The sequence below is a fragment of the Haemophilus parainfluenzae genome (genome assembly GCF_014931395.1).
Classification (GTDB): Bacteria; Pseudomonadota; Gammaproteobacteria; order Enterobacterales; family Pasteurellaceae; genus Haemophilus_D.
Map to the genome: position 1 here is coordinate 1,426,255 of NZ_CP063120.1, position 18,172 is coordinate 1,444,426.

The 18,172-nt window shown below is 40.1% G+C and carries 19 protein-coding genes and 2 pseudogenes; 15 read left to right on the plus strand and 6 right to left on the minus strand.

Annotation, left to right across the window (positions count from 1 at the left end; translation table 11 throughout):
• Window positions 1-447 precede the first annotated feature (447 nt).
• Together INP94_RS07140 and INP94_RS07145 are read right to left on the minus strand one after the other, a co-directional pair.
• Window positions 448-893 (minus strand): annotated as a pseudogene (locus INP94_RS07140) (IS1595 family transposase); the annotation flags it as partial.
• An 82-nt stretch (window positions 894-975) separates the two neighbouring features.
• Window positions 976-1,929 carry a GlxA family transcriptional regulator gene (locus tag INP94_RS07145; RefSeq protein ID WP_197543141.1) on the minus strand — a complete coding sequence of 318 codons (954 nt, stop codon included), beginning with the start codon at window positions 1,927-1,929 and terminating at the stop codon, window positions 976-978.
• A 141-nt stretch (window positions 1,930-2,070) separates the two neighbouring features.
• Between INP94_RS07145 and INP94_RS07150 the strand changes: the two genes are divergently transcribed.
• The 3 genes from INP94_RS07150 (at window position 2,071) to INP94_RS07160 (ending at window position 4,594) form a co-directional block, all read left to right on the plus strand.
• Entirely contained in the window at window positions 2,071-2,943 is an 873-nt protein-coding gene (locus tag INP94_RS07150; protein ID WP_197543142.1) for an MBL fold metallo-hydrolase, read from the plus strand.
• Window positions 2,944-3,124: 181 nt separating this feature from the next.
• A complete protein-coding gene (locus tag INP94_RS07155) occupies window positions 3,125-3,571 on the plus strand; it encodes an ATP-binding cassette domain-containing protein (protein WP_232087389.1) in 447 nt (148 codons plus the stop codon).
• Between the two features lie 408 nt (window positions 3,572-3,979).
• Entirely contained in the window at window positions 3,980-4,594 is a 615-nt protein-coding gene (locus tag INP94_RS07160) for a CadD family cadmium resistance transporter (protein ID WP_049352176.1), read from the plus strand.
• Window positions 4,595-4,702: 108 nt separating this feature from the next.
• On the opposite strand, the gene INP94_RS07165 is transcribed toward INP94_RS07160, so the two are convergent.
• Complete coding sequence (locus INP94_RS07165; RefSeq protein WP_046943022.1) at window positions 4,703-4,921, minus strand: OsmC family protein; 219 nt, start codon at window positions 4,919-4,921, stop codon at window positions 4,703-4,705.
• A gap of 130 nt (window positions 4,922-5,051) precedes the next feature.
• Here INP94_RS07165 and INP94_RS07170 point away from each other — a divergent pair.
• The 10 genes and pseudogenes from INP94_RS07170 to lolE all read left to right on the plus strand — a co-directional run bounded on the left by INP94_RS07170 (window position 5,052) and on the right by lolE (window position 14,495).
• Window positions 5,052-5,916 (plus strand): annotated as a pseudogene (locus INP94_RS07170) (AraC family transcriptional regulator).
• A 182-nt stretch (window positions 5,917-6,098) separates the two neighbouring features.
• Window positions 6,099-6,635 (plus strand): elongation factor P hydroxylase, encoded by a 537-nt coding sequence (locus INP94_RS07175; protein ID WP_049371211.1) that lies wholly within the window; start codon window positions 6,099-6,101, stop codon window positions 6,633-6,635.
• 97 nt (window positions 6,636-6,732) lie between these two features.
• Window positions 6,733-7,815: a peptide chain release factor 1 gene (gene prfA / locus INP94_RS07180; RefSeq protein WP_065243171.1), complete on the plus strand. Its 1,083-nt coding sequence runs from the start codon at window positions 6,733-6,735 to the stop codon at window positions 7,813-7,815.
• The gene (gene prmC, locus INP94_RS07185; protein WP_197543143.1) at window positions 7,815-8,693 is read left to right on the plus strand and encodes a peptide chain release factor N(5)-glutamine methyltransferase; all 879 of its coding nucleotides are present in this window, start codon (window positions 7,815-7,817) and stop codon (window positions 8,691-8,693) included. Before prfA ends, prmC begins: the two co-directional genes overlap by 1 nt.
• Window positions 8,693-9,496: a SirB1 family protein gene (locus INP94_RS07190; RefSeq protein ID WP_197543144.1), complete on the plus strand. Its 804-nt coding sequence runs from the start codon at window positions 8,693-8,695 to the stop codon at window positions 9,494-9,496. Before prmC ends, INP94_RS07190 begins: the two co-directional genes overlap by 1 nt.
• Before the next feature lie 12 nt (window positions 9,497-9,508).
• Window positions 9,509-10,363 (plus strand): 3-deoxy-8-phosphooctulonate synthase, encoded by an 855-nt coding sequence (kdsA, locus tag INP94_RS07195; RefSeq protein WP_005695859.1) that lies wholly within the window; start codon window positions 9,509-9,511, stop codon window positions 10,361-10,363.
• Between the two features lie 66 nt (window positions 10,364-10,429).
• Window positions 10,430-11,377 (plus strand): 2-hydroxyacid dehydrogenase, encoded by a 948-nt coding sequence (locus tag INP94_RS07200; RefSeq protein WP_197543145.1) that lies wholly within the window; start codon window positions 10,430-10,432, stop codon window positions 11,375-11,377.
• Window positions 11,377-12,558 (plus strand): lipoprotein-releasing ABC transporter permease subunit, encoded by a 1,182-nt coding sequence (locus INP94_RS07205; RefSeq protein ID WP_197543146.1) that lies wholly within the window; start codon window positions 11,377-11,379, stop codon window positions 12,556-12,558. Before INP94_RS07200 ends, INP94_RS07205 begins: the two co-directional genes overlap by 1 nt.
• Before the next feature lie 3 nt (window positions 12,559-12,561).
• Window positions 12,562-13,245: a lipoprotein-releasing ABC transporter ATP-binding protein LolD gene (lolD, locus tag INP94_RS07210; protein ID WP_014065207.1), complete on the plus strand. Its 684-nt coding sequence runs from the start codon at window positions 12,562-12,564 to the stop codon at window positions 13,243-13,245.
• Entirely contained in the window at window positions 13,245-14,495 is a 1,251-nt protein-coding gene (lolE, locus tag INP94_RS07215) for a lipoprotein-releasing ABC transporter permease subunit LolE (RefSeq protein ID WP_197543147.1), read from the plus strand. The genes lolD and lolE overlap by 1 nt, the downstream gene beginning before the upstream one ends.
• Before the next feature lie 58 nt (window positions 14,496-14,553).
• Here the strand turns inward: lolE and INP94_RS07220 are convergent, their stop codons facing one another.
• Window positions 14,554-14,964 carry a Z-ring associated ZapG family protein gene (locus tag INP94_RS07220; RefSeq protein ID WP_197543148.1) on the minus strand — a complete coding sequence of 137 codons (411 nt, stop codon included), beginning with the start codon at window positions 14,962-14,964 and terminating at the stop codon, window positions 14,554-14,556.
• A gap of 89 nt (window positions 14,965-15,053) precedes the next feature.
• Window positions 15,054-15,404 (minus strand): RidA family protein, encoded by a 351-nt coding sequence (locus INP94_RS07225; RefSeq protein ID WP_197543149.1) that lies wholly within the window; start codon window positions 15,402-15,404, stop codon window positions 15,054-15,056.
• 111 nt (window positions 15,405-15,515) lie between these two features.
• Here INP94_RS07225 and INP94_RS07230 point away from each other — a divergent pair, with 111 nt between their 5' ends.
• Together INP94_RS07230 and INP94_RS07235 are read left to right on the plus strand one after the other, a co-directional pair.
• Entirely contained in the window at window positions 15,516-16,232 is a 717-nt protein-coding gene (locus INP94_RS07230; protein ID WP_197543150.1) for a YwiC-like family protein, read from the plus strand.
• Window position 16,233: 1 nt separating this feature from the next.
• Complete coding sequence (locus INP94_RS07235; protein ID WP_197543151.1) at window positions 16,234-16,908, plus strand: tetratricopeptide repeat protein; 675 nt, start codon at window positions 16,234-16,236, stop codon at window positions 16,906-16,908.
• A gap of 47 nt (window positions 16,909-16,955) precedes the next feature.
• Here the strand turns inward: INP94_RS07235 and prfB are convergent.
• Window positions 16,956-18,054, minus strand: a protein-coding gene (gene prfB / locus INP94_RS07240) for a peptide chain release factor 2 (RefSeq protein ID WP_197543152.1) whose coding sequence is annotated in 2 segments (ribosomal slippage) — window positions 16,956-17,978 and window positions 17,980-18,054 — 1,098 coding nt in all. Because the reading frame shifts where the segments join, the coding sequence is not laid out codon by codon here.
• Window positions 18,055-18,172 lie beyond the last annotated feature (118 nt).

An 18,172-nucleotide genomic window follows, 5' to 3' on the forward strand; every position in this document is an offset into this window, starting at 1 on the left:
AAAAAAACTGTCTAGTAGTATATTATACTCTAATATCTTTATCATTCTGTATACTTTAATATTATCTTTTTTTTGCTTCTCTGAAATATTTGGTATTAAAAGGCTATGGTTTTATTTTTTATGGGTAATACATGGAGATGATTTAATTATAATGTATGTCCCAATTTTATTTTTTATAACACAAATATTTTTTACTTTAAGAAGCAAAAGGGAAATAATAAGAAAAATTATCTTGCAAACTCTAAATCTTATTTTTATTTATACAATTAGTTATTTTATATTTTATATAATATTTTTTAGTTTTTTCTACAATGGGGAATAGCTATAAATTCTCCTATCAAGTTATCTAGAAAGAAGTTTTTACGCATGTTAAAAGCAGACGAAAGTAGACAAATTTAGCAAATATTGCAGCTTTATATATTTAAGTAGGGCTGTACTAGATTAGCTCTAAATTCCACACCAATCCCGCAGGATTTTAAGCTGTTGAGACGGTGTGCCGAAGTTAAATCGAAATTCGCATTCTTTCAAGAACAGCAGGAAAGATTTGCGATCGATTCTGTTGTATTTTCGCAAGATGCATTTTGCCTGATTCCAAAATTCTCAATGCTGTTGATGTGGTTCTGATGGTCTGCAAGCGCTTTGGAATGGTTGATGTGGTGATGGATAAAACCGCTGACGCCCGGCTTGTCATAGCTGCTCAGGCTATCCATGTAAACAATGCTGTCCGGCATGATTTTCTGTTTGATAACAGGCAAAGCATCGGACTTGGCATTATCTACGGCAACGATATAGACCCGTCCGTTACGTTTCAGAATGCCGAAGACGACAACTTTCCCTGATGCACCTCGACCGCGTCTGCTCCTGCAGCGTCCGCCGAAATAGCTTTTATCCATTTAGATCAAACAAGCGGTTTTAATTTTAAATTGAATTTGCAAAAACATCCAAAAATCTGACCGCACTTTAAAATAAAAAGATCTAAACATCCTCAATTTGAAACTGCTTACGCCAGCGATTCGGTGAAATCTTATGTTTTTTCAAGAAGTGCTGACGCAAGGCGGTATCGCTATGAAATCCACTTTGTTCTGCAATGTCAGTGATAGATAAATCTGTGCTTTCCAAAAGCTCTCTTGCTCGTTGTAGCCTTGCTTCAATTAACCATTGATTTAATGACATTCCGGTTGCTTTGCGAAAATGTCGGGTGAAAGTGCTACGGCTCATTGACAAACGTTCGGCAAGACTATCAGTCGAATGAAGAGCGGTCAGATTTTCATTTAAATAAGCAAGCAACGCATTGATATTATGATTAGGTGTGGAACGAGAAATAGGGCGTTCGATAAATTGTGCTTGTCCGCCTTCACGATGAGGGGGGATAACCAGCATTCGGGCAATATGATTGGCAATTTTCACACCATATAATTTACGAACAATAGAAAGGCAACAATCCATGGAAGCTGCCGTTCCTGCTGAGGTAATCAGTCGATCTTGTTCCAAATAAATAGGATTTAAATCCCATTTCACCTGCGGAAAACGATTAGTAAAATCACTATCTCCCAACCAATGTGTGGTTGCTTTTTTGCCGTTAAGTAGACCACTGCACGCTAACACATAGGCACCATAACATAAACCCACCACTGTCGCACCACGTTGATATGCTTGCCGTAACGCCCTTAATAAAGCCTCACTCGGCATCACTTGAGTATCATGCCATCCAGTCATCACAACAATATCGGCATTCTCTAACCATTCTAAACCACCATCTAAATGTATGTGAAATAGCGAGTTTGTCAGGTTGTCCGAATCGCTAACGATTTTACAGTCAAATAACGGCTTGCCGTTTAAATCCGACATAGAAAAAACGGAATATGCCATTGCAAAATGAATGGGCATCATTTGTTCATACACAATCAAAGCAACTGTGGGTTTATTCATTTTATTTCTCCTACTTTGATATGAGCATAGCACAAAAATGACCTGATTATTACGTTTATTGATTTTTTGTCTATTTTTGCGCAATTTTGTTCTCACTATAATATATTTATTCATTCAATAACGTATAGAAAAGGAAAAATAATGAACTTAAAATCCTTAATTAACACTACAGCATTGGCTATTAGCGCAAATACTTTCGCTGTAGATCTTGCCTCTAAAAACACTGATAGCTACCAACATATCCGCAATGCTACTGGTCGCCTGAACTATGCAGGGAAAACTTTTTTAATTGACCCGATGCTTGCTGAAAAAGGACGTTATGCAGGCTTTGAAGGAACATTAAATAGCCATTTGCGTAATCCACTTGTGGAATTACCGATGAAAGCAGAAGATACTTTCAAAGATGTTGATGCCATTATTTTGACTCATACACATGAAGATCATTGGGATGAGGTTGCACAAAAAATTTTACCTAAATCCATCAAAATTTTTGTGCAACATGAACGGGATGGCGACTTACTCAAAGCGCAAGGTTTTACTAACATAACCAGTTTATCGCTAGAAAAACCGGTGGAGTTCGAAGGTATTATTTTAAATAAAACCGGCGGTTCTCACGGCACAACGGAAATGTACGCTGTGCCACAATTGGCTGAGATTTTAGATGAGGCGATGGGCGTAACATTCCAAGCGAAAGGTCATCCAACGGTGTACTTGGTTGGTGACACAGTTTGGACTGCCGAAGTAAACAAAGCCATTAATCGTTATAAACCTGATGTAATGATTATGAACACAGGTGATGCGCGTACCTTAGCTTTTCCGAATGACGGCATTATTATGGGGTTACAAGATGTTGCTCATGCTCGCCAAATGCTACCAAATACAAAACTTATCACGGTGCACATGGATGCGGTAAACCATATGTCCGTTTACCGTAAGGATTTACGCCAATTTGTCCAAGCAAACAAGCTTGAAAATGTAGTAATTCCAGAAGATGGTGAAACAGTGAAGTTTTAAAAACAAGCGGTTTTAATTTTGAATTGAATTTGCAAAAACACCTAAAAATTTGACCACACTTTGTTATAAAAAAGCCGTCTGAAATTTCAGACGGCCTTTTTCTAAGAAATAATTTTAATTAATTCCTTCCACTAAAATTGCGCGGCCTGTTGTTGCGCCCCAAACGGATGGATTTGAATGCTTGGAAACGCCGAAATCGGGCACGATACGCAATACTTTCCGCAAAACGGGTTTTCTGTTTCAGGAAAACCGCCTGCCGGAAAACTTGACCGCGATGCAGAATATCGCTATTTTTATGGACAAACCCGATGAAGGCGAAATCATCGCGCTGGCGGCGAAAGTCGGGCTGACTGCGGGCGATTTGAACAAATATCCGACCGAATTGTCCGGCGGCATGGCGAAACGGGTAGCATTTTTGCGCCTGCTGCTGTGCGGCTGCGACCTTGCCTTGCTGGACGAGCCGTTCGTCGGTTTGGACCGCGATTTGCGCGATATTTTGGTCGCCATGCTGGTGGAAAAAATCGAGCGGCAGGGCATGGCGTGTATGCTAGTAACGCACGACCGCTTCGAAGTCGCACGCCTGAGCCATGAAATCATGCTGCTTTCCACTAAGGGCATGAACGTGTAAAACGTGATTACCCTGCCTACGCCGCTGTCCGAACGCGATTCGGCTTTTGAAGAAGCCGTGGTGGCAAGAGAGTTTCAGGGGATTCATTATTATGAGTGATAGGAATTTAAATTTCTGACAAACCTTGCGGTTCGTTGCCCTCTCTCTAGCCCTCTCCCACGGGGAAAGGGGATCAGGTTTCTCAAAATCAGAGAGCCGTAGAATTGGGAATCAGATGTCAGGTAAACCTGAAAATGTTCAGGCTCGACAGCCCAATTCCCTCTCCCCGTGGGAGAGGGCTAGGGAGAGGGTAAGCAAGCCGCAGGCTTGCCTCTTTAGCGAAAGATACGAATCTGTTATCCGAACGCGATTCGGTTTTTGAAAAAGCCGTGGTGCCAAGGGGGCAGGGGATTCATTATGAGGTGCTTTATGTTTTCGACTGTGATTACTGCTGCTGTTTTATATATTGCTACAGCAGTAGATTTGTTGGTAATACTATTAATATTTTTTGCTAGAGCAAATACTAGAAAAGAATATCGAGATATTTATATCGGACAATATTTAGGTTCTGTAATTTTAATATTAGTTAGTTTATTTCTAGCTTTTGTTTTGAATTATGTTCCGGAAAAATGGGTGTTGGGTTTATTAGGTTTAATACCGATTTACTTAGGTATTAAAGTTGCTATTTACGACGATTGTGAGGGCGAAAAAAGAGCTAAAAAAGAATTGGATGAAAAAGGGTTGTCAAAATTAGTCGGTATTGTTGCTTTGGTTACAGTTGCTAGTTGTGGTGCAGATAATATTGGACTTTTTGTTCCTTACTTTGTAACTTTAGATCTTGTCGACTTATTAGTTACTCTTCTTGTATTTTTAATATTGATTTTTGTTTTAGTATATACAGCACAAAGATTGGCTAATATTTCAGGTGTTGGTGAAATTATAGAGAAGTTTAGTCGTTGGATAATGGCTGTTATTTATATTGGTTTAGGGTTATTTATTATTATTGAAAATAATACAATTCAAACAATAATATCAATAATATGAATGATACGGGCATTTGAGTATCTGACAAACCTTCGGCTTGCTTCTTCAATACAAGATACAACCCTGTCCGCCCAATAAATCCATATCCGAAAGCATCTTCATGCAGAATTAAGCCAAACCATGAATAAGTTTTTCACCCACCCCATGCGGCCGTTTTTCGTCGGTGCGGCGGTGCTTGCCATACTCGGCGCGTTGGTGTTTTTCATCAGCTCCGGTGCCGTCATTTTGAAATGAAACCAAATCAAAGCCGATTGAACCATCGTCCACTTGGGTACGACCATCACGTCCGCCGGTTGCTGTTGCTGATGTTTTGTAGAAAATTTTCATGATATTGTCCTCAATTCAATATTGGTTAAATGTTTTGGCGTACTGCCGTTGAAAGTGAGTTCATTATATTGAACGGCAATATGAAGTGTTATATGATTTATCCAAATTACTTGCCTATTCCTACAAAACTATGTTCTCAACTGAAGCGATAGAACGCTTATTAAAAGTTATTCCACATAACGAAACCTATTCATCTCCAATTAAAGGCTTGGTGATTCGCCATGCCGATCAGCCGTTTTGCTACGAGGGTATTATTCAAGAACCGAGCATTTGCATCGTGTTAAGTGGGGAACGTGAAATACAACTAGGCGAACAATGCTACCGTTTTGACAATCAACACTTTATGTTCTGCCCTGTACAATGTGCCGATGCGCGGCGAAATTAAATATGCCGAGCCGAAAAAGCCGTTTTTAGTGATGTCGATGAAAATTGATATTGAAAGCGTTAGCAAGATTTTATTAGCAAATCCAAACCTTGCAGATGATGTTCAACAGGGCGACGAAGGTTTTGCACAATGGCATTTGGATGAATCTCTCAAAAATGCTGTTGAACGTCTATTGCTCTTGCACGAAAATCTAAAAAATATTGAGTTTCTTGCACCGCTTATCCAACAAGAAATTTATTATCGACTCCTTACAGGCGAGCAAGGTGGCAAATTTAAAGCCATGGTAAGCAATGGATCGCACACCAAAAAAATCGCCCAAGCCACCCATTATCTGCAACAACATTTTAGTGAAACCATCACCGTGGAAACCTTGGCAAATCTATGTGGTATGTCGCTGTCTGGCTTTCATAGTCATTTTAAGAAGATAACCAGCCTTTCACCGCTGCAATATCAAAAATCCTTACGTCTGATGGAAGCCAGACGACTGATCGCACAAGAAGATCGAGGCATTACCGAAACCGCTTACCAAGTCGGCTACGAGTCACCTAGCCAATTCAGCCGTGAATACAAACGGTATTTCGGGCATGCGCCCAAGGGGGATATTAAATAGATGGGGCTTAAAGATAGGTTTAAATACACCTAAAAATTTGACTGCACTTTATGATGAAAAAAAATCTGAAACGTTAATTTCAGACGTTTTTTATTTAACCAAGATTTTGTGAAAGACATGAAAAATGAGATAATTCTCAAACCTTTTAAGAGGCGTTATTTATAAAAATATTTGGAGAAAGCATGGAACACAAACTTGAGGATATCATTGCGATTTTTAATCAATGTTTTGAAGAAGAATATAATACGCGATTGGTTAAAGGTGGGGATGAGCCGATTTACATTCCTGCAAATGATGAGGTGCCTTATAACGCCATTTACTTTGCGAGAGGCTTTTACAGCAGTGCATTACATGAAATTGCCCATTGGTTGGTGGCGGGGAAAGAGCGCCGTAAATTAGAAGATTTTGGCTATTGGTATGAGCCGGATGGTCGTTCTGAAGAACGTCAGCGTGATTTTGAAAAGGTGGAAGTGAAGCCTCAAGCGTTAGAATGGATTTTAGCCACAGCGGCAGGTTTTCGTTATTTTGCCAGTGCCGATAATTTGAATGGTAATCCAGGGGATACGCAACCATTTAAGCAAGCGGTATATGAACAAGTAAAAACCTATGCAGAAAAAGGCTTACCAAAACGTGCCGAAACCTTGCGTCATGCGTTGGCTCAATTTTATGGTACGGAAGACCGAATTGATTTAGCGAAGTTTGATGTTACTCGAATCTAAAGCGCGGTCATTTTTAGGCAGATTTTGCGTCTGTCAATTTTCCTCAAAATCGGCTAAAATAGGCCGATTTTATTTTTGGCTTTAACTTTATAAAAATATGAAAGATTCTATTATTGCAAAACTTGAAAGTTTAAAAGAACGTTATGAAGAATTAGAGGCATTGCTAGGCGATGCATCGGTGATTTCGGATCAGGATAAATTCCGCGCGTATTCTAAAGAATATTCACAACTTGAAGATGTGGTGAAATGTTTTAATCGTTGGAATCAGCTTAATTCTAACATTGCTGATGCAGAATTGATGTTAGATGATCCTGAAATGAAAGAAATGGCAGAAATGGAAATTGAAGAATCCAAAGCCGAAATTGAAGAAGTCGAGCAACAACTTCAAATTCTTTTATTGCCGAAAGATCCAAATGATGAATATAACTGCTATTTAGAAATTCGTGCGGGTACAGGTGGGGATGAAGCGGGTATCTTTGCCGGCGATTTATTCCGTATGTATAGCCGTTATGCTGAAAGTAAACGCTGGCGTGTTGAAATGCTCAGCGCAAATGAAAGCGAGCAGGGCGGTTATAAAGAAGTGATCGTGAAAGTAAGCGGTGATGGCGTGTACGGTCAGTTAAAATTTGAATCAGGCGGCCACCGTGTACAACGTGTACCAAAAACAGAAAGCCAAGGTCGTATTCATACTTCTGCTTGTACTGTTGCGGTGATGCCAGAATTACCTGAATCTGAAATGCCGGAAATCAATCCTGCTGATTTACGTATTGATACCTACCGTTCATCTGGTGCAGGTGGTCAGCACGTTAATACGACTGACTCTGCGGTACGTATTACCCACATTCCAACGGGTATTGTGGTGGAATGTCAGGATGAGCGTTCACAACACAAAAACAAAGCGAAAGCGATGTCTGTATTGGCTTCACGTATTGTTCAAGCAGAGCAAGAACGTCAAGCGGCAGAGCAAGCGGATACCCGCCGTAACTTATTAGGTTCAGGCGATCGTTCTGATAAAATTCGTACTTATAACTACCCACAAGGTCGTGTAACAGATCACCGTATCAACTTAACGCTCTATCGCTTAGATGAAGTGATGAACGGCAAAATTGACGAGCTTATTCAGCCGATTATCACTGAATATCAAGCAGATCAATTAGCGGCGTTATCTGAGAATAATTAATGATCTATCAACAATGGCTTGCCGATGCTGCGCAAGCCTTAAATCAGGTAAATCCAACAGAGAATGGCAAAGTGGATGCGTTAGTGCTATTGCAACACGCAACAGGCAAATCGAGAACGCAAATTTTAGCTTTCGATGAAACGGAAATTGATGAAAAAGTGCGGTTAAAATTGACCGCACTTTTAGATCGTCGTTTAAAAGGCGAACCTATCGCTTATATCCTTGGTGAAAAAGAATTCTGGTCCTTGCCTTTAAATGTATCAGAAGGAACATTAATTCCTCGTCCCGATACTGAAATTCTCGTAGAAAAAGCATTGCAAATTGCGTTAGAAAAACTGGAAGAAAATCCACCGCGCTTTCGTATTCTCGATCTAGGTACCGGCACTGGCGCCATTGCGTTGGCGCTAGCTTCTGAGCTTTCTCCTATTTGTCAAAAAAAGCATATTCAATTGGATGTTATTGGTGTTGATTTAATGCCAGAAGTCGTCAAATTAGCGCAATCCAATGCAGAAAAAAATCAGCTCAAGGTGCAATTTTTGCAGAGTCGTTGGTTCGAAAATGTTGAAGGGCAGTTTGATATTATCGTCAGTAATCCGCCTTATATTGATGAAACCGATGAACATCTTTTCCAAAGTGATGTGCGTTTCGAGCCTCGTTCGGCGTTGGTGGCGGGTGAAAACGGTTTAGCTGATTTACGTCATCTTATTGAGTATGCGCCAGGACATTTAAAAGATAACGGCTATTTATTGTTAGAACACGGCTGGAAACAGGGCGAAGAAGTGCGGTCAATTTTCTGGCAAAATCATTGGCAAGGGGTTGCAACCATACGGGATTATGGCGACAATGAACGCGTAACGTTGGGATATTGGAAGCGGTAATGAAATACGATCAAAAAGTCTTATATACTGAGCTAACTCATTTTTATCTGAGCATTTGTGAGAAAGAGCAACTTGATGAGCCTCGTATAAGAGGGCTCGTGGGAAGTTTAGTGCGTAAAGCTCGCCAAGCTATTCCTGAAGAATGGGATGATAAAGCTAAAATTCATCAATTATTGCAGCTCTTCTACGGTGATTGGGGCTTTCATTGCGATTCGGATAATTATTTCTATGCGCGCAATTTATACCTTCTGTATATTTTAGAAGAACGTGAAGGTATGCCGGTAAGCCTTGGCGCCTTAATACTTTATTTGGCAGCAAGTTTAAAATTGCCGATTTATCCCGTAAATTTCCCGACACAACTGATTTTACGTGCAGAAGTTGATGGCGAAGCGGCGTTTATTGATCCTTGGAGCGGAAAATATATTTCAGTGGATGAATTGAAAAAACTCTATGAAGGCGCCTTTGGTTTTGGGGCTCAAATTCAACCTGAAGATTTAGCCCGAGCAGATATTCCGATGCTGACTGCACGTTTCCGTCAGCTCGCCAAGAATGCCTTAATTCGTGAAGAACAAAACGATTTGGCTTTTAATTATATCCAATTCTTGTTAGCGGGAAGAAAAGATCCTTACGATATTCGCGATCGTGGCTTGGTGTTGGCGCAAATGGGCGCTTATCCTTCAGCCATTGAGGATTTGGAATATTTTGTGGATCAATGTCCGAATGATCCCACTTCTTCTTTGTTAAAAACTCAACTTTTAGAACTGAAAGGCGAAGCATTGAAAGATGCCAATGCCATCCATTAAAAAGGAAATATTATGCAAAATAAAATTGTAAAAATTGGCAATATTGATGTCGCAAATGACAAACCCTTTGTGCTTTTCGGCGGGATGAACGTGCTTGAAAGCCGCGATATGGCGATGCAAGTTTGTGAAGCTTACGTGAAAGTGACTGAAAAGTTGGGCGTTCCTTATGTTTTTAAGGCATCTTTCGATAAAGCTAACCGTTCTTCAATTCATTCTTACCGTGGTCCAGGCATGGAAGAAGGTTTAAAAATTTTCCAAGAGATAAAAGAAACCTTTGGTGTGAAAGTGATTACCGATGTGCACGAAATCTATCAATGTCAGCCTGTTGCTGATGTGGTGGACGTGATTCAGTTACCGGCATTCTTAGCGCGTCAAACTGATTTAGTCGAAGCTATGGCAAAAACGGGCGCAGTGATTAACGTGAAAAAACCACAATTCTTAAGCCCGGGTCAAATGGGGAATATTGTCGATAAATTTGAAGAATGTGGTAACGATAAAATTATCCTTTGTGATCGAGGTTCAAACTTCGGTTACGATAATTTAGTGGTGGATATGTTAGGCTTCGGCGTAATGAAAAAAGTGTCTAAAGGTAGTCCAGTTATTTTTGACGTGACCCATTCATTACAATGCCGCGATCCGTTTGGTGCCGCTTCAGGTGGCCGTCGTGAACAAGTGACCGAATTAGCTCGTTCTGGCTTAGCAATTGGCATTGCAGGCTTATTCTTAGAAGCTCACCCAAATCCAAATCAAGCAAAATGTGATGGTCCTTCTGCATTGCCACTTTCGGCATTAGAAGGTTTTGTCTCACAGATGAAAGCCATTGATGATTTAGTGAAGTCTTTCCCTGAATTAGATACGTCCATCTAATGGATAAGTGCGGTTGAAAACAGCGTTGTTTTTGACCGCACTTTTGTTCTGTAAAAGGAGATAGCAATGAATATCGTATTTTTAGACAGCACAGCAATTCCGAAACATATTCCTATTCCTCGTCCAAGCTTTCCGCATAACTGGGTTGAGTATGAATATACTTCTGCGGAGCAAACCATTGAGCGAGCAAAAGACGCGGATATTATTATCACCAGTAAAGTGATTTTAAGCCGTGAGGTGTTGCAACAACTACCTAAATTAAAATTGATTGCTATCACCGCAACAGGCACCAATAACGTGGATTTAGACGCAGCAAAAGAATTGGGTGTGGCAGTTAAAAATGTGGCAGGTTATTCTGCCACGACGGTACCTGAGCATGTGTTGGGCATGATTTTTGCGTTAAAACATAGCTTGGCTGGCTGGCAACGCGATCAAATCACCGGCAAATGGACTGAGAGTAAACAGTTCTGCTACTTTGATTATCCCATTACAGATGTTAAAGGTTCAACGTTAGGCGTGTTTGGAAAAGGCTGTTTAGGTACAGAAGTAGGGCGTTTAGCCGAGCTTTTAGGCATGAAAGTGCTTTATGCTGAACATCGAAATGCCACAACGTGTCGTGAAGGTTACACACCTTTTGAAGAGGTGCTAAAACAAGCCGATATTCTCACATTGCATTGTGCATTGACCGAAACAACCAAAAATTTAATCAATCAAGAAACCTTGTCACTTTGTAAGCAAGGTGTGTATTTAATCAATACTGGTCGTGGTCCATTGATTGATGAGCAAGCAGTTTGTGATGCTTTAAAATCAGGACAATTAGGCGGTGCCGCATTAGATGTGTTAGTGAAAGAACCACCAGAGAAAAATAATCCACTGATTGAATTAGCGAAAACGATGCCGAATTTAATTATCACGCCTCATATTGCTTGGGCGAGTGATAGCGCAGTAACCACGCTAACAAAAAAAGTGACGCAAAATATTGAAGATTTCGTTCAACAATTAAATCAAAAATAATGAATTTACCTATTTCTTTATATGTCGCTCTGCGATATTGGCGGGCAAAAAGCGCCGATCGTTTTGGGCGACTTGTTGCTAATTTGGCAAGCTTTGGCATCGTACTGGGTGTGATGGCATTGATTATTGTGCTTTCTGTCATGAATGGATTAGAAGGCTATCAAAAACAACAGGTGCTTTCGAGCATTCCGCACGCGATTGTTAGCCAAGAAACGCCTATTTCGGCAGAAAAACCGCTTGAAAACACACCGCACTTTGTACAAAAAGCTGTGCCGATTAATACCACGAATGTTGTGTTTCAAACGGCAAAAGGTGTGAGCGCGGGACAAGTGATTGGTATTCAGTCTTTTTCAGATGATCCTTTACTGGACGCTTTCGATTCTAGCCAATTTAATCAACTTTTACCGCAAGGTGAGTTTAAGCTAATTATTGGCGATAATCTGGCACAAAAATTAGGCTTAGCGGTGGGCGATAAAGTTCGCTTAATGATTACGGAAAACAGCCAATATACGCCATTTGGTCGTGTGCCGATGCAGCGTTTATTTACCGTGAGTGAGCTTTACTATGATTATGGCGAAGCGTCAGGTTATGAAGTTTTTGCTAATTTAGCCGATATTGGTCGCCTAATGCGTATTCAACCAGGTGAGGCACAAGGCTATCGTTTATTCCTAGATGATCCTTTCCAAATCACAGAATTGCCAACCTATTTTGAAGAGAGTTATATCAGCGATTGGCGTGTCCAAAAAGGGGAGTTTTTCCAAGCGGTTCGTATGGAAAAAAATATGATGGGCTTGTTGATTAGCTTAATTATCGTTGTGGCGATTTCAAATATCGTCACCTCATTAAGTTTAATGGTGGTGGATAAACAAGGGGAAATCGCCATTTTGCAAACACAAGGTGTCACTAAATCACAAGTACGCTCGATCTTTATTTATCAAGGTTTATTGGTGGGGCTAGTGGGCACATTGATTGGTGCCGTACTGGGCGTATTAATCACTTTAAACCTTGGGGCAATTTTAAGTGCGGTCAATCCGAATGGTGTTTTCTTGCCGACCTCGATTGAGCCTGTGCAAGTCATTATTGTGATAGCCTTTTCTTTATTGTTATCTTTATTATCAACCATTTATCCAGCTTATCGTGCGGCAAAAACTGAGCCGGCGGAAGCATTACGTTATGAGTAAAATATGAATAACTACTTATTAGAATGCCAAAATATTAATAAATTTTACCAAGAAGGCGAGAACCAAACCCAAGTATTAAAAGGCGTAAGCTTTGCCATGAAACCACAAGAATTAGTGGCGATTGTGGGGAGTTCTGGTTCAGGAAAAAGTACTTTATTGCACACCTTAGGCGGCTTAGATCAGCCAAGTAGTGGGGAAGTGTTTATTAAAGGGCAATCATTGCAAAAAGCGTCTGAAAGTGAATTGGCTAAATTACGTAACCAAAATCTAGGGTTTGTGTATCAATTTCACCATTTAATGGCAGATTTTACCGCATTGGAAAATGTGATGATGCCGATGTTAATTGGTCGTCAGAATAAAACAGAAGCAAAAGATCGTGCTGAAAAAATATTGGGTGCAGTAGGCTTAAGCCATCGCATTACCCATCGTCCGTCAGCCCTTTCTGGTGGGGAACGTCAACGAGTGGCGATTGCTCGTGCATTAGTGAATAATCCCGCTCTCGTCTTAGCCGATGAACCAACTGGTAACTTAGATCATAAAACCACAGAAAGTATTTTTGAGTTGATTCAAACCTTGAATGCAGAACAAAACATTGCGTTTTTATTGGTTACCCATGATATGTCATTAGCGCAAAAACTGTCTCGTTGCTTAACCATGCAAGACGGCATTTTGAAGGAAGGTGCATAATGAATACGCCTTTTTTCATTAGTTGGCGTTATCAGCGGGGCAAGCAAAAGAATCCGTTGGTAGCGTTAATTTCAAAATTCTCTGCAATTGGTATCGCTCTTGGCGTAGCGGTGTTGATTGTGGGGTTAAGTGCCATGAATGGGTTTGAGCGAGAATTAAACTCGCGTATTTTAGCTGTCGTGCCACATACGGAAATCACGGTAAACCCACATGACAATGAAGCCACATTAAACCATTGGCAAAAGCTAGAAGAGCGTCTAAAAACAAACAAAAAAATTACCGCACTTTCACCTTTTGTGAGTTTTACTGCCTTAGTTGAGAATGGCAATAAACTCAAAGTTGTTCAAGTGAAAGGGGTCGATAAACAAGCTGAAGATCAAGTGAGCTCTCTTGGTAAGTTTGTGGAAGGCGATGGCTGGCAAAAATTCGCAGAAGAAGGCGGATTGGTGCTGGGCTCTGGTATTGCCAAAGCGTTAGATGTTAAAGCAGGCGATTGGGTATCATTATTAATCTCTCAACCAAATGGCGAAGATCAAATGGCTCAACCTAATCGTGAGCGTGTTCAAGTGACTGCTATTTTACGTTTAGATGGTCAGCTAGACCACAGTTATGCCTTACTGGCATTACCTCAAGCACAAGAATTAATGGGGTATCGCGAAGATCAAATCACCGGTGTTGAATTGAAAGTGGATGATCCATTCAAAGTACAAGAAATGGATTATTCGATGCTGAATGATTATCCTCAACTGCTTTATATCCAAAACTGGGTGGCAAAATTTGGCTATATGTATCGTGATATTCAGCTTATCCGCACAGTGATGTATATCGCCATGGTGCTTGTAATTGGGGTAGCGTGTTTTAATATTGTTTCTACCTTAATTATGGCGGTAAAAGACAAGCAAGGTGATATTGCGATTATGCGAACCCTGGGGGCAAATAATGGCTTTATTAAGCAGATCTTTATTTGGTATGGTTTGCTTGCAGGAATGAAAGGGTGTTTGATTGGTATCGTGTTAGGCGTCGTACTTGCCCTTAATCTCACACCGATTATTCAAGGCATCGAGACATTACTCGGTAAAAAACTGTTATCAGATGGCATCTATTTCGTTGATTTCTTACCAAGCGAATTACATTGGTTTGATGTTGTATTAGTTCTTGTGGCGGCATTGGTATTGAGTTTACTCGCCAGTCTTTATCCAGCCAGTCGAGCCGCGAAGTTACAACCGGCTCAAGTATTGAGTAATCATTAATAAAAAATCAGGGATTAAGCATTTAATCCCTGATTTTTTATTGTTCAACCGTTAATCATTACTGGTTTTCTTTATCTGTTTTTAATAATCCAGATGAACCTTCGGAATAATCACGCGGTGGCTCTTCAGATTTGCTTTCTGATGAGGCGGTCACTAATTGCTGGGTAAATAACCCTTTGTCGGATGGTTTATTGCCAAGCAAGGTTTCAGATGAAACGGCATAGTGACGATAGAGTTTTTGATAATCACCAATTAAGGTTTTAAATAATTCAGCACTTTCAGCGAAATGTTTTTCAAGTTGTGCTTGTTTATCGCTTAATTGTGTTTTGACTTCTTTTAGTTCAGCTTCGGTTTGAACTTGTTTTTTAACAGAACCTTTTGTTAAACGTAACAGCAAATAGCCTAAGATTACGCCAACTACAAGTCCAATCACAGCGGCTTGCCATATTTCTGGTATCCATGATTGCATACATTACTCCTTCTTTTGAATTCAGTGTTTAGTGTAAAGGAAAACCGAAAAACGTTCTTTGCGGTTGATCACATTTTGAAAAATCTTGTTTATACAGCCGCAATAATAACGATCTCAACTTTCCAATCAGGATCTGCAAGTTTTGCTTCTACCGTTGCTCGGCTTGGTGGATTTTGGCTATCGACCCATTCATCCCATGCTTGGTTGAGTTGAGCATAATCTGCCATATCAGCAAGGAAGATTTGAGTGGTAAGAATTTTACTTTTTTCAGAACCAATTTCAGCCAATAATTTATCGATCAGTGAAAGGACTTCTTTGGTTTGTTCGTAAGTATTTTGCTTAACGCTTTTTTCTGGTACTTGGCCAGCAAAATAGGCGGTATTGTTATGAATAACCACTTCAGAAAAGCGTTTGCTTGGTTGAATACGTTTAATCGACATAATGGCTCCTTTTTGATGAAGATAATTCCATTCTAAAGGCGGTTTTAGACTTTGTAAATCAAGAAATTGTGGGATAAAATAACTGAGAATTTTTATCAACTAAAGAAAACTATGAAACTCCTGATTTCGAATCAATATGGCGCTATTGTGATGGCATTATTGCCTTTTATTTACGGTATGTTATTAGCTTCACCTGTTTGGGCGCATTTCTTTTTGCTGTTAGCTTGGTTCACCATGTATTTGCTGAGTTATCCAATGCTTAGTCTCTTTAAAGGCAAAAATATGGCGGAATATAAAAAGTGGATCATCATCTATGGTGTTGCGGCTTTTTTATTTGCGCTTCCTGCCATTTTTTATAACTGGCAAATTCTTTTCTTTATTGCCGCCATGTTTCCTTTTGTGTTGGTGAGTATCTATTACACCAAGAAAAAAGATGAACGTAATCTTCTCAATGATTTAGCGGGTATTGCGATTTTTGCCCTTGCAGGTATGGGATCCTATTATTTTTCTGACCGCACTTTTGATGAAAAAATCTGGTGGGTAGCACTGTATCCAAGCTTATTTTTTATTGGCACGACGCTTTACGTCAAATCAATGATGCGTGAACGTAAAAATCCGCTTTATCTCAAAGCCTCCATTATTTTCCATGTACTTTGCGTGCTCGGTTGCTTGTTCACTCAACAATATGTCTTGTCACTTGCTTTTGTGCCGGCATTAATTCGTGCCATTTATTTACCCACCAAGAAACTTTCAGTGAAGCAAGTCGGTCTAATAGAATTCGGAACATCCGCCATTTTTTTGATTATTTTATTGATAGCGACATTATAAGATGAAGACATTAGCTAAACTTTTATTCCTAGCCACCTTCACGTTAAGCAGTTCAGCATTTGCCATGAAAACCATTGATTTGGTCGATAAAGCGCAAATGACGGATCAGCAAAAAATGGATCTGGCACAAAAACTGGCTGAGAAACAAGATTGGAAAGCCGTTTTTGAAATTATGTATCCCCTTGCGTTGGAAGGTAATTTACAAGCGCAAAGCAATTTAGGGATGCTTTATAATTTAGGCCGTGGAGTGGATGAAAATAAAGAGTTGGCTTACTGGTGGTTTAGTGAAGCCGCTGAGCGAGGCAGCATTAAGGCTATCAATAATTTGGCGGTCATGTATTTCAACGGTAACAACTATGTAAAACAAGATACCGCTCAAGCGATTAAATTATTTGAAACCAGTGCAACAAAAGATCCCGATGCCATGCTTACATTAGGGGAAATTTATACTAATCAGAAAGAATTTACCAAAGCCTTTGAATGGTTCCAAAAAGCCGCGAATGCGGGCAGCAATGAGGGGCGATTCCGTTTGGCTCGTTTGTATGAGGAAGGGATAGGGACACAAGTTAATATTGGCTTGGCCAAATTACTTTATTTGGAAATTATGAATACAGCAAAAAAGGATGAAATTAAAGAAATTGCCAGACAGCGATTACAACGTTTAAGTTTGTATTAAGAAAAGAGCGGTAGAAATTGACCGCTCTTTTTATATAAAGAATATGATTAAAGCCCTGCTTTCAAGCTTGCCTCAATAAAGCGATCGAGATCGCCATCCAGTACGGCTTGTGTATTACGATTTTCCACGCCTGTGCGGAGATCCTTAATACGTGCATCATCTAGCACATAAGAACGAATTTGGCTGCCCCAACCGATATCCGATTTATTATCTTCCATCGCTTGTTTATCCGCATTTTTCTTTTGTAACTCAAGCTCATACAATTTCGCTTTTAACTGCTTCATGGCTTGATCTTTATTTTTGTGCTGAGAACGATCGTTTTGACATTGCACGACAATCCCACTTGGCATGTGAGTAATTCGCACCGCACTTTCGGTTTTATTGACGTGCTGACCACCCGCACCGGATGCACGATAAACGTCAATACGTAAATCTGCTGGATTGATTTCAATATCAATGTCGTCATCAATTTCAGGATAAACGAAAGCCGCTGCAAATGAAGTATGGCGGCGATTGTTGGAGTCAAATGGGCTTTTGCGTACTAAACGATGAATACCGGTTTCAGTACGTAACCAACCGAAAGCATATTCGCCACTAACACGAATCGTCGCGGATTTTAAACCTGCGACATCGCCATCAGAGACTTCCATTAATTCTGTTTTAAAGCCTTTACTTTCAGCCCAGCGAAGGTACATGCGAAGTAACATTTCCGTCCAGTCTTGCGCTTCTGTACCACCGGAACCTGCTTGTAAATCAACATAGCAATCGCACGCATCGTGTTCACCGCTAAACATGCGTCGGAATTCTAATTTTGCAAGTTGTTGTTCAAGTTCGTCTAATTCAGAAACGGCTTCATTGAAAGTCTCTTCATCTTCAGCTTCAACGGCTAATTCAAGCAGACCTTCAACATCCTCTAAACCTTGTTCTAAATTCTTGATGGTATCAACCACTTGTTCAAGTGAAACGCGTTCCTTCCCAAGCGCTTGGGCTTTTTCAGGATCATTCCACACATCGGGTTGTTCTAATTCGGCATTAACTTCTTCTAAACGCTCTAGTTTTGCGTCGAAGTCAAAGATACCCCCGAAGCACAGAAGTTCGCTTGGAAAGGTCGGTGATTTTGTTTTTGATTGGATTGATTTCAAACATAATGACTAAATGAGTTTTTAAGCTAAATTGGAGATGAATTATAAAGGATATGCTTAGGGTTGGGTAGATTATAGAGAAACAAAAAACCTTATTTATTTCTGAAATAAATAAGGTTTAA

Bases quoted from the DNA above. Each gene is read 5' to 3' on its own strand.
- kdsA (WP_005695859.1), top strand. From the start codon at position 9,509: ATGCAAAATAAAATTGTAAAAATTGGCAATATTGATGTCGCAAATGAC.
- INP94_RS07235 (WP_197543151.1), top strand. From the start codon at position 16,234: ATGAAGACATTAGCTAAACTTTTATTCCTAGCCACCTTCACGTTAAGC.
- INP94_RS07225 (WP_197543149.1), bottom strand. From the start codon at position 15,404: ATGTCGATTAAACGTATTCAACCAAGCAAACGCTTTTCTGAAGTGGTT.
- prfA (WP_065243171.1), top strand. From the start codon at position 6,733: ATGAAAGATTCTATTATTGCAAAACTTGAAAGTTTAAAAGAACGTTAT.
- INP94_RS07190 (WP_197543144.1), top strand. From the start codon at position 8,693: ATGAAATACGATCAAAAAGTCTTATATACTGAGCTAACTCATTTTTAT.
- prmC (WP_197543143.1), top strand. From the start codon at position 7,815: ATGATCTATCAACAATGGCTTGCCGATGCTGCGCAAGCCTTAAATCAG.
- INP94_RS07175 (WP_049371211.1), top strand. From the start codon at position 6,099: ATGGAACACAAACTTGAGGATATCATTGCGATTTTTAATCAATGTTTT.
- INP94_RS07220 (WP_197543148.1), bottom strand. From the start codon at position 14,964: ATGCAATCATGGATACCAGAAATATGGCAAGCCGCTGTGATTGGACTT.
- INP94_RS07230 (WP_197543150.1), top strand. From the start codon at position 15,516: ATGAAACTCCTGATTTCGAATCAATATGGCGCTATTGTGATGGCATTA.
- INP94_RS07150 (WP_197543142.1), top strand. From the start codon at position 2,071: ATGAACTTAAAATCCTTAATTAACACTACAGCATTGGCTATTAGCGCA.
- lolE (WP_197543147.1), top strand. From the start codon at position 13,245: ATGAATACGCCTTTTTTCATTAGTTGGCGTTATCAGCGGGGCAAGCAA.
- INP94_RS07165 (WP_046943022.1), bottom strand. From the start codon at position 4,921: ATGAAAATTTTCTACAAAACATCAGCAACAGCAACCGGCGGACGTGAT.
- INP94_RS07145 (WP_197543141.1), bottom strand. From the start codon at position 1,929: ATGAATAAACCCACAGTTGCTTTGATTGTGTATGAACAAATGATGCCC.
- INP94_RS07160 (WP_049352176.1), top strand. From the start codon at position 3,980: ATGTTTTCGACTGTGATTACTGCTGCTGTTTTATATATTGCTACAGCA.
- lolD (WP_014065207.1), top strand. From the start codon at position 12,562: ATGAATAACTACTTATTAGAATGCCAAAATATTAATAAATTTTACCAA.
- INP94_RS07200 (WP_197543145.1), top strand. From the start codon at position 10,430: ATGAATATCGTATTTTTAGACAGCACAGCAATTCCGAAACATATTCCT.
- INP94_RS07205 (WP_197543146.1), top strand. From the start codon at position 11,377: ATGAATTTACCTATTTCTTTATATGTCGCTCTGCGATATTGGCGGGCA.